This is a genomic window from uncultured Amaricoccus sp., assembly GCF_937891315.1.
GTDB lineage: Bacteria > Pseudomonadota > Alphaproteobacteria > Rhodobacterales > Rhodobacteraceae > Amaricoccus.
Window position 1 is genome coordinate 1 of the sequence record NZ_CALAGI010000002.1, and the last position, 12,610, is coordinate 12,610.

General features: G+C 68.6%; 15 protein-coding genes and 1 tRNA gene. 15 read left to right on the forward strand and 1 reads right to left on the reverse strand.

The window, feature by feature from the left end; translation table 11 throughout:
• Nucleotides 1-83: 83 nt before the first annotated feature.
• Nucleotides 84-353 (forward strand): hypothetical protein, encoded by a 270-nt coding sequence (locus tag Q0480_RS00045; RefSeq protein ID WP_299129447.1) that lies wholly within the window; start codon nt 84-86, stop codon nt 351-353.
• Nucleotide 354: 1 nt separating this feature from the next.
• Nucleotides 355-1,464 (forward strand): hypothetical protein, encoded by a 1,110-nt coding sequence (locus Q0480_RS00050; protein WP_299129449.1) that lies wholly within the window; start codon nt 355-357, stop codon nt 1,462-1,464.
• A gap of 139 nt (nt 1,465-1,603) precedes the next feature.
• On the opposite strand, the gene Q0480_RS00055 is transcribed toward Q0480_RS00050, so the two are convergent.
• A tRNA-Thr gene (locus Q0480_RS00055) sits at nt 1,604-1,678 on the reverse strand.
• A gap of 171 nt (nt 1,679-1,849) precedes the next feature.
• On the opposite strand from Q0480_RS00055, the gene Q0480_RS00060 reads away from it, so the two are divergent.
• The 13 genes from Q0480_RS00060 to Q0480_RS00120 all read left to right on the forward strand — a co-directional run.
• Entirely contained in the window at nt 1,850-2,023 is a 174-nt protein-coding gene (locus Q0480_RS00060) for a hypothetical protein (protein ID WP_299129450.1), read from the forward strand.
• Between the two features lie 9 nt (nt 2,024-2,032).
• Nucleotides 2,033-3,307 (forward strand): UDP-N-acetylglucosamine 1-carboxyvinyltransferase, encoded by a 1,275-nt coding sequence (gene murA / locus Q0480_RS00065; RefSeq protein WP_299129451.1) that lies wholly within the window; start codon nt 2,033-2,035, stop codon nt 3,305-3,307.
• Nucleotides 3,304-3,798, forward strand: a complete 495-nt coding sequence (locus Q0480_RS00070) for a DUF2948 family protein (protein WP_299129453.1) — start codon at nt 3,304-3,306, stop codon at nt 3,796-3,798. The genes murA and Q0480_RS00070 overlap by 4 nt, the downstream gene beginning before the upstream one ends.
• Before the next feature lie 159 nt (nt 3,799-3,957).
• On the forward strand, nt 3,958-5,274 hold the full coding sequence (hisD, locus tag Q0480_RS00075) for a histidinol dehydrogenase (protein ID WP_299129454.1): 1,317 nt from the start codon (nt 3,958-3,960) through the stop codon (nt 5,272-5,274).
• A gap of 4 nt (nt 5,275-5,278) precedes the next feature.
• Nucleotides 5,279-5,776 carry a UPF0262 family protein gene (locus Q0480_RS00080; protein ID WP_299129456.1) on the forward strand — a complete coding sequence of 166 codons (498 nt, stop codon included), beginning with the start codon at nt 5,279-5,281 and terminating at the stop codon, nt 5,774-5,776.
• A 2-nt stretch (nt 5,777-5,778) separates the two neighbouring features.
• Entirely contained in the window at nt 5,779-6,252 is a 474-nt protein-coding gene (locus Q0480_RS00085; protein ID WP_299129458.1) for a low molecular weight phosphatase family protein, read from the forward strand.
• Between the two features lie 85 nt (nt 6,253-6,337).
• On the forward strand, nt 6,338-7,255 hold the full coding sequence (gene ppk2, locus Q0480_RS00090) for a polyphosphate kinase 2 (protein WP_299129460.1): 918 nt from the start codon (nt 6,338-6,340) through the stop codon (nt 7,253-7,255).
• A 151-nt stretch (nt 7,256-7,406) separates the two neighbouring features.
• The gene (infA, locus tag Q0480_RS00095) at nt 7,407-7,625 is read left to right on the forward strand and encodes a translation initiation factor IF-1 (RefSeq protein ID WP_290739457.1); all 219 of its coding nucleotides are present in this window, start codon (nt 7,407-7,409) and stop codon (nt 7,623-7,625) included.
• 39 nt (nt 7,626-7,664) lie between these two features.
• Nucleotides 7,665-8,225, forward strand: a complete 561-nt coding sequence (locus Q0480_RS00100; RefSeq protein ID WP_299129464.1) for a nucleoside triphosphate pyrophosphatase — start codon at nt 7,665-7,667, stop codon at nt 8,223-8,225.
• Nucleotides 8,222-9,280 (forward strand): ribonuclease E/G, encoded by a 1,059-nt coding sequence (locus Q0480_RS00105; RefSeq protein ID WP_299129466.1) that lies wholly within the window; start codon nt 8,222-8,224, stop codon nt 9,278-9,280. Before Q0480_RS00100 ends, Q0480_RS00105 begins: the two co-directional genes overlap by 4 nt.
• 70 nt (nt 9,281-9,350) lie before the next feature.
• On the forward strand, nt 9,351-10,082 hold the full coding sequence (fnrL, locus tag Q0480_RS00110; RefSeq protein ID WP_299129468.1) for a transcriptional regulator FnrL: 732 nt from the start codon (nt 9,351-9,353) through the stop codon (nt 10,080-10,082).
• 657 nt (nt 10,083-10,739) lie between these two features.
• Entirely contained in the window at nt 10,740-12,332 is a 1,593-nt protein-coding gene (ccoN, locus tag Q0480_RS00115; protein WP_299129470.1) for a cytochrome-c oxidase, cbb3-type subunit I, read from the forward strand.
• A gap of 13 nt (nt 12,333-12,345) precedes the next feature.
• The coding region (locus Q0480_RS00120) for a cbb3-type cytochrome c oxidase subunit II (RefSeq protein WP_299129473.1) at nt 12,346-12,610 on the forward strand (265 nt) is incomplete at its 3' end.

Below are 12,610 nucleotides of genomic sequence, written 5' to 3' on the forward strand. Positions count from 1 at the left end.
CTCGCCCCCGAAATCAAGTAACAACCTGTCCCCTTTGTCCCTTTTCGGTTATTGTGCCTTCCATCGCTTTCCAGGAGCACCCGATGACCGCCACGACGCCCAAGCGCTACGCCTCGAATGACTGGCAGAACGTCGCCACGGGGGCCGACGAGTTCGAGGTCGTCGCCGACACCTTGGTCGAATATGCCTACGGCGCGACCGCCCCGACGCTGCCGGGCCGCTATCCGCTGATCCAGCCAGGCGAAAAGCACGTCGCCAATCTGCCGGCCTCGCGGTCGATGTTCGTCCGGCCGCTGAACTCGCTGCCACCGGGCGGCGACTATTGGGTGGCCGTCACCAGCTCGGCGATGTGACATGGCGGCCTTCAAGCCCTCGGGCTATTTCCGGCGCGCGCTGCCAACGGGCAAGTTCGGCAAGCGCTTCCTGCTCGGGGCTGCGGCTGCGAACGCGCCTGACGCCATGACCGTCGGTCAGTGGAGCGTCGCCGACAAGGGCACGGACGGCGCGATCACCATCACGGTCTCGACGCTGCCGAGCGACGGCGGATCGGCGATCACCGCGCTCCAGTATCGGATCGACGGCGGATCATGGGTCACGATGGCAGGCACCGGCACCGGCGCCCGCGATGTCACCGGCCTCTCGAACAGCGTCCAGATCACCGTCGATCTGCGCGCGGTCAACGCGGTCGGGAACGCCACGGCGAGCGATGGCAAGACCGTCATCCCGCGCCTGGCCGAGATCAACACCTATCGCGCCGCCTGCACGGTCGCGCCGACGCTTCCCCATGAGCTTCTCGTCTCGACCATGGTCAGCAGCCTGAAATCCGGCGGGTTCTGGGCGGGCTTCTCCAACATCACCCTTCTCTGCGCCGAGACAGCGCAGGCCGCGCGGGTCAATCTCAAAGACCCGAGCAAGGTCGCGACGATCAGCGGCTCGCCGACCCATACCGCTGGCCTTGGCTATGCCGGCGATGAAGCGTCCGCATATCTCGACTTCGGCGAGAGCTTCGGCGCCTCGAGCCACCTGACCTTGAACAGCGCGAGCCTCTACGCCGCCTGCAACCAGCAGAACGGCGCCACCGGGGTCAAGTCGCACCTCGGATCCACAAACGGAACCCCGATCACCTTCGTCGGCGCGACCAGCAGCGGAAACCCGGTCCAGCGCGTCAACGGAACCGCGGGCGTGAGTGGTGGCACCTCGGACGGCAACCGCGCTCGCCGCCGGTGGTCCCTCCGCAACGACGCCTCGAATATCTCCTACATCCGCAACGGGGTGGAGCAATTCACCTCCGCCGCCGCGAGCACCAACATCGTGACCGGCAACGTCACCGCCCTTCGCGTGGGATCGAGCTACACCTCCGACCGCCTCGCCATGGTCGCATGGGGCGCCGGGCTGAGCGTCGCCGACGCGATTTCGGTCGATACCATCTTCACCACCTTCCTGACCGGCGTCGGGGCGAACTGATGGGCGCCGGATGTAACGGCCAAGTAAAACGGGGACAAAAGAGACAAAAAACGGCGATTTGTGCGCAAGCGAGTGCGCAAGTGATCACAACCCGCCGCGTCACCGCGAAACAGTAATCCAGCATTTCCAAGATGTTAGATGGTGCTGCGAGAGAGGATTGAACTCTCGACCTCACCCTTACCAAGGGTGTGCTCTACCACTGAGCTACCGCAGCGACGGACCCGCTCGGCGGGGCCTCTGGCCGGGGCCTTTTAGCCGATCCGCCGCGGCGTGCAAGGAAAAATCGGCGGACGCGTGGACGCCAGAGGGCGAGCCTTTCGCGAGGACGCCGCCACCGGTTGAAAAACCGGTTTCCCCCCGCGGGCGGGATGGACTAGAGAAGCGCATGAGCGAACGGAAACCGCCCCCGTCCGAGCCCCCGTCCGGGAAGGGTCCGCGCGAGACGGAGAAGGCCGCGCGCCTCGCCGCCGCGCTGCGCGCCAATCTCGCGCGGCGCAAGGCGCAGCGGCGGGAGCGCGGGACAGGCGCGCCGGACAGACGGAACGACGAGCAGGGATAACAGGCCGACATGGACAGCATTCTCGTGCGGGGCGGCCAGCGCCTGAACGGCCGGATCGCGATTTCCGGCGCCAAGAACGCCTGCCTCGCGCTGATGCCGGCGGCGCTGCTCAGCGACGAGCCGCTGACCCTCACCAACGCGCCGCGGCTGTCGGACATCCGCACCATGACCGCGTTGCTCGAGAGCCTCGGTTGCGAGGTGGCGGCGCTGCAGCAGGGCCGCGTGCTGGTGGTCGGCACCGAGGCGATCCGCGACCATACCGCCGACTACGAGATCGTGCGCAGGATGCGCGCCTCGATCCTGGTGCTCGGGCCAATGCTGGCGCGCGACGGGCAGGCGGTGGTCAGCCTGCCGGGCGGCTGCGCCATCGGCGCCCGGCCGGTCGATCTGCATCTCGCCGGACTCGAGGCGCTGGGGGCGAAACTCGACCTCCGCGACGGCTATGTGCATGCGACCGCGCCGCGCCGTCTGCGCGGCGCGACCTTCGCCTTCCCCACGGTCTCGGTCGGCGCGACCGAGAATCTGCTGATGGCGGCCAGCCTCGCCAAGGGCACGACGGTCCTGAAGAACGCGGCGCGCGAGCCCGAGATCGTCGATCTCGCCCAGTGCCTGCGCCGCATGGGCGCGCAGATCGAGGGCGACGGCACCGAGACCATCGTCATCGACGGCGTCGAGCGGTTGCGCGGCGCGACCCATCCGGTGGTGACCGACCGGATCGAGCTCGGCACCTACATGCTGGCGCCGGCGATCACCGGCGGCGAGGTCGAACTCATCGGCGGCCGGCGCGACCTCGTCGCCGCCTTCGCCGACCGGCTGGAAGCGGCGGGGGTGGAGATTTCCGAGACGGCGGAGGGCTTGAAGGTCTCGCGCCAGAACGGCCGGATCCGCGCGGTCGACGTGGTGACGGCGCCGTTCCCCGGCTTTCCCACCGACCTGCAGGCGCAGATGATGGCGCTGCTGACGCTGGCCGACGGGGTCAGTCATCTGGAGGAACGGATCTTCGAGAACCGTTTCATGCACGCGCCGGAACTCTCGCGCATGGGGGCGAAGATCGAGGTGCATGGCGGCGGCGCGACCGTCACCGGGGTCGAGCGGTTGAAGGGCGCGCCGGTGATGGCGACCGACCTGCGCGCCAGCGTCAGCCTGATCCTCGCCGGCCTCGCCGCCGAGGGCGAGACCCGGGTGGCCCGGGTCTACCATCTCGACCGCGGCTACGAGCGGGTGGAGGAAAAGCTCTCGGCCTGCGGCGCCAGCATCGAGCGCATCCACGAGCGCGCCGCATGACCGAGGAGGCCGGCTTCGAGGACGCCCGCTTCGAGGACGGGGCCGAGCAGGCGCTGCGCCTGCGCGCCGAGACGGCGGAGGATCTGGCGGTGATTTCCGCGCTGCTGCAGGACGCGGTCGGCCAGACCTCGGAGATCGCCTGGCAACCCAGACGGCGGCGCTTCACGCTGCTCCTCAACCGGTTCCGCTGGGAGGACGCGCCGGCCGCCGCGCGCCAGGGCCGCCCGTTCGAGCGAACCCGCGCCCTGCTCACCATCGACGACGCCTTCGCCGCCCGCGCCAGCGGCGTCGATCCGAAGGACCGCGACCTGGTGCTGTCGCTGCTGTCGATCGAATTCGACGCGGGAGAGGATGGAGCCGGTCTCGTCCGCCTGCTCCTGGCCGGCGACGGCGAGATCGCGCTCGACGTCGAATGCCTCGAGGTCGCCCTGACCGACGTCACGCAACCGTATGTGGCGCCTTCAGGGAAGGTGCCGGGGCATCCGGCGTAGCGGTCCCGCGCAGACCTGATTTTTCTCCACTCCTCCCAGGATATCCCGCCGACGCGCGGTCAAGACGCGCAAGCCACGTGCGATACCTCCGACGTCCTCTTGCGCGGTCTTGAGGCGAAGCCTCCGGGCGGTTATGTGCCGGGGCGGAGGAACCGCCCCGTGCCCGTTTTCCTGAACACCAGCGACGCCGATTTCGAACAAGGGTTCGTCGCGCTGCTCGGCGCCAAGCGCGAGAACGACGCGGATGTCGATCTGGCGGTGGCGGCGATCCTCGCCGACATCGAGGCCCGCGGCGACGCGGCGCTGATCGAGATGACCCTGCGCTGGGACCGGCTGGCGCTGACGCCCGAGACCCTCGCCTTCTCCGCCGCCGAGCTCGACGCCGCCATCGCCACCGTCGGCGCCGCGGATCGCGCCGCGCTCGAACTCGCCGCCGCGCGGATCCGCGCCTATCATCAGCGGCAACTTCCGGCCGACGCGCGCTGGACCGACGACAGCGGGGCGAAACTCGGCTGGCGCTGGACGCCGGTGGCGGCGGCCGGGCTCTATGTGCCGGGCGGCACCGCCTCCTATCCATCCTCAGTGCTGATGAACGCGATCCCGGCGCGGGTCGCCGGCGTCGAGCGGCTGGTGATCTGCGCGCCCACCCCCGACGGCGCGGTCAATCCGCTGGTGCTGCTGGCGGCGCGGCTGGCCGGGGTCGAGACGGTCTACCGGATCGGCGGGGCGCAGGCGATCGGCGCGCTCGCCTATGGCACCGCGACGATCCCCGCGGTGGACAAGATCACCGGCCCCGGCAACGCCTATGTCGCCGCCGCCAAGCGCCGGGTGTTCGGGCGGGTCGGGATCGACATGATCGCCGGCCCGTCGGAGGTGCTGGTGATCGCCGACCGCGACAACGATCCCGACTGGATCGCGCTCGACCTGCTGGCGCAGGCCGAGCACGACGCTTCGGCGCAGTCGATCCTGATCACCGACGATCGCGCCTTCGGCGCGGCGGTGGCCGAGGCGGTCGCCGCGCGGCTGCGCACGCTGGCGCGGCGCGAGATCGCAGGCGCCAGCTGGGCGGCGCATGGCGCCGTGATCACGGTGCGCGACTGGGACGAAGCGCTGGCGCTGAGCGACCGGGTGGCACCTGAGCATCTCGAAATCAGTACCGCCGAGGCCGAGACGCTGGCGGCGCGGGTGCGCCACGCCGGCGCGATCTTCATCGGCGCGCTGACGCCGGAGGTGATCGGCGACTATGTCGGCGGGCCGAACCATGTCCTGCCGACCGCCCGCTCGGCGCGATTCTCGAGCGGGTTGTCAGTGCTGGATTTCATGAAGCGCACCACGATCGCGCGGCTGACGCCCGGCGCGCTGGCCGCGCTCGGCCCCGCCGCCGCGCGGCTCGCCCGGTCCGAGGGGCTGGAGGCGCATGGCCTGTCGGTACTCGCCCGGCTCGAACGGATCAACGAGCGGACAAACGAAAGGTAGGTCGATGCCCGAGACCGAAGACCCCGCCCGTCTCGTCGAGATAACACTCGACGACGCCGGTCTCGCGCCACCGACGCCGGAGATCGAGCAGGAGCGCCAGGTTGCGATCTTCGACCTGCTGCGGGAAAATCGCTTCGGCCTGCCCGAGCGCGACGGCCGCGCGGCGCCGCCCGGCCCCTATCGGCTGAACCTCGCGATCCGCGAACGGCGGCTCGTGTTCGAGGTGGCGACGCAACCGGGAGAGCGGGTCGGCGAGTTCCATCTGTCGCTGACGCCGTTCAATCAGGTGGTGAAGGATTATTTCCAGATCTGCGAGAGCTATTTCGACGCGGTGAAGCGCTTGCCCGCCGCGCAGATCGAGGCAATCGACATGGGTCGGCGCGGCATCCACAATGAAGGCAGCCGCGTCCTGCTCGAACGCCTCGAAGGCAAGGTCGAGACGGACATGGGCACGGCACGGCGTCTCTTCACCCTGATCTGCGTGCTGCATTTCAAGGGCTGAGCTTGAGCCCAAACCCGCAATCGGTGCTGTTCTGCTGCGACTACAACGCGGTACGCTCGCCCATGGCCGAGGGCATCATGAAGAAATACTACGGAACGCGGATCTTCGTGCAGTCGGCCGGGGTGCGCAGCGAGCTCGACATCGACGGCTTCTCGGTCGCGGTCTGCGCCGAGATCGACGTGCATCTGGAAAAGCACCGGACGCGCAGTTTCACCGAGCTCGAGGAATGGGGCGACCGGATCGAAGCCTACGACCTCGTCGTTGCGCTGTCGCCGGCGGCCCAGCGCAACGCGCTGGAATATACCCGCTATCACGCGATCGATCTCGAATACTGGCCGATCTTCGACCCGACCGCCCTTGGCGAGACGCGCGCGGCCAAACTCGCGGCCTATCGCCAGGCCCGCGACCAGATCACCGCCCGCATTCTCGAGCGATTTGGCCCCCCCGACGCGGCGGGAGTGGAAGCCGCGTCATAAAAGCTTCACTGTCGTCGGGCGGCGACGCTGGTAACAGCCGAGGCGGAGGCCCAACGGGGCGGGCACTGAACGATGGGGACAGGGAATGGACGATTCGAAGGAACAGGACGCGCGGGATTGGCTGGAGGCCGAGCTCGCGGACGCGCTCGACGAGGACTACGAGCTCGAACTCTCGGAACCAGCGCTGTCGATGGAGATCCGCAAGATCTATCGCCGCGCGCATCCGCCCTCGATCGACCGCGCGACCTATTTCCGGGCGCTGCTGTCGATGCAGTCCGAGCTCATCAAGCTGCAGAGCTGGGCCGCCTACAACAAGGAGAAGATCGTCATCCTGTTCGAAGGCCGCGACAGCGCCGGCAAGGGCGGGGTGATCAAGCGGATCACCCAGCGTCTCAATCCCCGCATCGCCCGCGTCGTCGCCCTGCCGGCGCCTTCGGACCGCGAAAAGACCCAGTGGTATTTCCAGCGCTATGTCCCGCACCTGCCCGCGGGGGGCGAGATCGTGCTCTTCGACCGCTCCTGGTACAACCGGGCGGGGGTCGAGCGGGTGATGGGCTTCGCCGACGAGTCCCAGGTCGAACAGTTCTTCAACGACGTGCCCGAATTCGAACGGATGCTGGTCCGGTCGGGCATCCGGCTGGTGAAATACTGGTTCTCGATCACCGACCAGGAACAGCAGCTGCGCTTTCTCATGCGCGTCCACGATCCGATGAAGCAATGGAAGCTGTCGCCGATGGACCTGCAGAGCCGGGTCCGCTGGGAGCAATATACCAAGGCCAAGGAAGAGATGTTCGCCCGCACCAACATCGCCGAGGCGCCGTGGTACATCGTCGAGGGCAACGACAAGAAACGGGCACGGCTGAACTGCATCGCGCATCTGCTGGGCCAGTTCCCCTACGCGGACGTGCCGCATGACGACATCAGCCTGCCGGACCGCGTGTTCAACCCGTCCTACGAGCGTAAGGTCCTGCCGCCGGAACTCTACGTTCCGCAGAAATACTGAGGCGCCGCGCCGCGCGGCCACTCCTGCGTCGCCTTCCCGCGCCATGCTCGGTTTTCCCTTGAACCGGGCAAGGTTTGGCGCCATGTAACGCGCGCGAACGCGCGCCCTTCCGGGCGGGCGTTCGTTTTGCTGCAACCGCATCGGAAGAAACATGGCCAAGGAAGAGCTTCTCGAATTTCCCGGGGTCGTGACCGAGCTTCTGCCCAACGCGACCTTCCGGGTGGAACTCGAGAACGGCCATGTCATCATCGCCCATACCGCCGGCAAGATGCGCAAGAACCGCATCCGCGTGCTGGCCGGCGACAAGGTCCAGGTGGAGATGACCCCCTATGACCTGACCAAGGGGCGCATCAACTATCGCTTCAAGTAAGTCCGCCGCCGGCCGCCGGCGACGCGCGAGAGCCCGCCCATGCGCCTGATCCTCGGCTCCGCCAGCCCGCGCCGGCTGGACCTGCTCGCGCAGGTGGGCATCGTGCCAGACGCGGTGATAAGCCCTGACATCGACGAGACGCCCGCCCGCGCCGAATTGCCGCGGCACTGCGCCGCCCGGCTGGCCCGCGCCAAGGCGCTCGCGATCCCGGACGAGGACGGGGCGCTCATCCTCACCGCCGACACCGTCGTCGCCCTCGGGCGTCGCCAGCTCGGCAAGCCGTCCGACGAGACCGAGGCCGCGCGCTTCCTGCGCCTGCTGTCCGGGCGCCGGCACCGGGTGATCACGGCCGTCACGCTGCGCGCCGGCGCGCAGTCGCGGGAACGGGTGGTCGAGACCGCCGTGCGCCTGAAGCCGCTGTCGGAGGCGGAGATCGCCGCCTATCTCGCGCTGGGCGAATGGCGCGGCAAGGCCGGCGGCTATGCGATTCAGGGCGCGGCGGCCGCCTTCATCCCCTGGATCGGCGGTTCCCACAGCAACGTCGTCGGGCTGCCGCTGGTCGAGACGGTCAATCTGCTGCGCGGCGCCGGCTACCGATGAAGGGGCGCCAGATCCTGATAGAGCCGCTGCCGGGCGGCGGCGACGCGGCGGCGCTGGTGGTGGACGGGCGGCTGCGCGATCTGCTGATCGACCCCGCTCCCGACGATCCGACTCCGCGCCCCGAGGCGATCCACCGCGCCACCGCCGGCCGGCCGATGAAGGGCATGGGTGGGGTGGTGGTCGATCTCGGCGGCGGCGCGACCGGCTATCTGCGCACGCCCCGACCACCGGCGCCCGGCGCGCGCCTCCTCGCGCAGGTCAGCGGCTGGGCCGAGGATGGCAAGGCGCCGCCGGTGAGCGACCGGCCGCTGCTCAAGGGGCGCCTCGCAATCCTGACCCCGGGCGCGCCGGGTACCAACGTCGCCCGCGGCCTGCGCGACGCCGAGCGCCGCGCGGCGCTGGTCTCGATCGCCCGCGCCGCGATGGCGGAGGCGCCGGCCGATACCGGCCTCATCCTGCGCTCCGCCGCCGAGGCGGCGACGGAGTCGGAGATCGCGGCCGAGATCGCCGCGCTTATCGCCGACTGGCGGGGAATCGCCATCGACGGCCCGCCGGCCCTCGCCCGCCCGGCGCCCGGCGCGGCGGCCGAGGCGCTGCGCGACTGGTTCCGGCCGGGGGACCAGACGCGGCGCGCGACCTCGGCGATGGCAGATGTCTGGGACGAGGCGCTGGCGCTGATCCGGCCGATCGCCCCCCTCGGCGCCGGCTCGATGGCCGTGGAGTCGACGCGCGCGCTCGTCGCCGTCGATGTGAACACCGGCGGCGACCTCTCCCCCGCCGCCGCGCTCAAGGTCAACCTCGCGGCGGCGCGGGAACTGCCCCGGCAGCTCCGGCTGCGCGGCCTCGGCGGCCAGGTCAGCATCGATTTCGCCCCGCTGGCCAAGGCCGACCGGCCGAAGATCGAATCCGCCCTGACCGCCGCCCTGCGCGAGGACGGGATCGACACGTCGCTCGCCGGATGGACGCCGCTCGGCCATCTCGAGCTTTTGCGCAAGCGGGCGCGGCGGCCGATCCTGCTCGGTCTCGCGCGGGCGCCGCTGCGCGCCGCGCCTTGATCCCGGGCCTGCCGAAGCGTAAGAATTTCTAGGGGTACAAGCACGAGGCGACCGGGACGTGGCGGATGGTGTGCATTTTCCGGCAATCAGAACGGCCTGTGCTCATTGTTCGATTCGGGAACGGGCGGTTTGCGCCTGCGCCAGTCCGGCCGAGCTGGAAGAGCTGAACCGTATCAAGAGCTATCGCAGCTTCGCGCCAGGCGAGACCATCGCCTGGGCGGGAGAGACCATGCCGCTGGTCGGCTCGGTGGTCGAGGGCGTCGCGACGCTCGCGCTCACCCTCGCCGACGGGCGGCGGCAGATGGTCGGGCTGCTGCTGCCCGCGGACTTCCTCGGCCGACCGGGACGCACCCGCTCCTCCTACGACGTGGTCGCGGCGACCGAGATCACGCTCTGCATGTTTCGCCGCGCCGAGTTCGAGCGGCTGCTGCGCGACAGCCCCCGGCTCGGCCAGCGACTGCTCGACATGACGCTCGACGAGTTGGAGGTGGCCCGCGAATGGATGCTGCTGCTGGGCCGCAAGACCGCGCGCGAGCGGATCGCGAGCCTGCTTGTCATCATGGCGCGGCGCCAGGCGGGCGTGGGGGATGATCCAACCCCCGGCGGCGCCTCGTTCCCGCTCCATATCACGCGCGAGGCGATGGCCGACTATCTCGGCCTGACCATCGAGACCGTCAGTCGCCAAATCTCCGCGCTGCGCCGCGAGGGGCAGATCCGACTGTGCGAGAATCGGATGGTCGAGGTTCCCAATCTCGACTCGCTCGTCGTGGAATCGGGCGGCGGGGTGGACCCCGCGGTCTGACCGCCGGAGCGATATCCAACCGGGCGGAATCGTCCGGCGGTCATGATATTGCGACAAATCAAGGCTTTATAGCGGGCGATCCGGTTTCGTCGAGTCAGACGCCGCTCTGGCATGTCTCGGGGGCCGCGGCGGCTTCGCGCGTCTCGTCCGGCATCTCGATCTGATCGCGAGCAGACGCTCCCACTGGCGGGCGATCTGGTGATCGACTTGTCGCGCGGATGGCGGATCTCCCGCTCGACCCTCGGATCAACCTTGTAGTCGTTCTCCGCGCGAAAGCCGCTCGAGAAACCGTCCACGCGATCGCGCAAGATCGTCGCGGCGAACGCGGCCGCCCTCGCGCCAATCGGACGCGGGCCAGTCGGACCCGGGCCAGTCGGACCCGGGCCAATCGGACCGCTCGGCGCGGATTTCGGCCCGGACACCGGGATCGGGCGCGGCGGCTTCCCGCGGGGCGGTGCGTGGAAGCCGTCGGTGACAGATCGCGCAGTCCTCCTGCGACGCCCCGCTCACGGCCCCTGCGCTCGACCCCGCTCGCGTCTCCGTGATGCATGTTGATCTGAATCAATGAGCGTGACCTCATGTCCATGCAAAGCCATGGGCCATGAAAAAACGCGGCGCCCGGATTCGGGCGGCCGCGATGCCTTAGCGGGGGGTAGCATGCTGGATGGTGTGAAGATCACGGCGTTGGGCGTGCTGACGCTGCTGTTCGCCATGGCGGCGAACTACGGGACCGACCCGGCCTACCAGTTGCATGCGCTGATCCTCATGGCGCTGGCCGGGTCGGCCGCGGTCTGGAGCGTCCGCAATGTCGGCGCCCCGAAAACCGCCGCCGCCGCCTCTGGCTACATGGACGAGGTGATCAGGTACGGCGTGGTCGCGACGGCCTTCTGGGGCGTGGTCGGCTTCCTCGTCGGGGTGATCGTCGCCTTCCAGCTCGCCTTTCCCGAACTGAACCTCAGCCTGCCCTGGACTTCGTTCGGGCGCCTGCGCCCGCTGCATACCAGCGCGGTGATCTTCGCCTTCGGCGGCAACGCCCTGATCGCGACCAGCTTCTACATCGTGCAGCGCACCTGCGCCACGCGGCTCTGGGGCGGCAACTCCGCCTGGTTCGTGTTCTGGGGCTACAATCTCTTCATCATCCTCGCCGCCACCGGCTATCTGCTCGGCTCCACCCAGTCCAAGGAATACGCCGAGCCGGAATGGTACGTCGATCTCTGGCTGACCATCGTCTGGGTGGTCTATCTCGCGGTGTTCCTCGGCACGCTGGTCAAGCGCAAGGAACCGCATATCTACGTGGCGAACTGGTTCTTCCTCGCCTTCATCGTCACCGTGGCGATGCTGCATGTCATCAACAACCTCGCCATCCCGACCTCGATCTGGTCCTCGCAGTCGGTGATCCTGTTCCCGGGCGTGCAGGGCGCGATGGTGCAATGGTGGTACGGCCACAACGCGGTGGGTTTCTTCCTGACCGCCGGCTTTCTCGGGATGATGTACTATTTCGTGCCGAAGCAGGCCGAGCGGCCGGTCTACAGCTACAAGCTGTCGATCATCCACTTCTGGGCGCTGATCTTCCTCTATATCTGGGCGGGGCCGCACCATCTGCACTATACCGCGCTGCCCGACTGGGCGCAGTTCCTCGGCATGACCTTCTCGATCATCCTCTGGATGCCGTCCTGGGGCGGCATGATCAACGGACTGATGACGCTGCAAGGCGCCTGGGACAAGCTCCGCACCGACCCGATCCTCCGGATGCTGGTGGTCTCGATCGGCTTCTACGGCATGGCGACCTTCGAAGGACCGATGATGTCGATCCGCTCGGTCAACAGCCTGAGCCACTACACCGACTGGACCATCGGCCATGTCCATTCCGGCGCGCTCGGCTGGAACGGCATGATCACCTTCGGCGCGCTCTACTATCTCGTGCCCCGGCTCTGGCATCGCGAGCGGCTCTATTCGCTCAGCCTCGTCAGCTGGCACTTCTGGCTCGCGACGATCGGCATCGTGCTCTACGCCTCGGCGATGTGGGTCGCGGGCATCATGCAGGGTCTGATGTGGCGCGAGGTCGATGCCCAGGGCTTCCTCGTCAATTCCTTCGCCGATACCGTGGCCGCGACGCATCCGATGTATGTCGTGCGGGCGATCGGCGGGGTGCTCTACCTCGCAGGTGGCGTCATCATGCTCGTCAATCTCTGGAAGACCGCCGTCGGGTCCGGCCAGGCGACCGGCGCGACCGCCGTCGCGGCCGAGTAAGGAAGGCGTCGAAATGAGCATCGTCACCAAACATTCGCTGATCGAGCGCAACGCCTTCCTGCTGCTCGTGCTCAGCTTCATAGTCGTCGCCATCGGCGGCCTCGTGCAGATCGTGCCGCTGTTCTTTCTCGACAACACCATCGAGAAGGTGGACGGCATGCGTCCCTACAGCCCGCTCGAGCTGGAGGGCCGCAACATCTACATCCGCGAGGGCTGCTACACCTGCCACAGCCAGATGATCCGCGCGCTGCGCGACGAGGTGGACCGCTACGGCCACT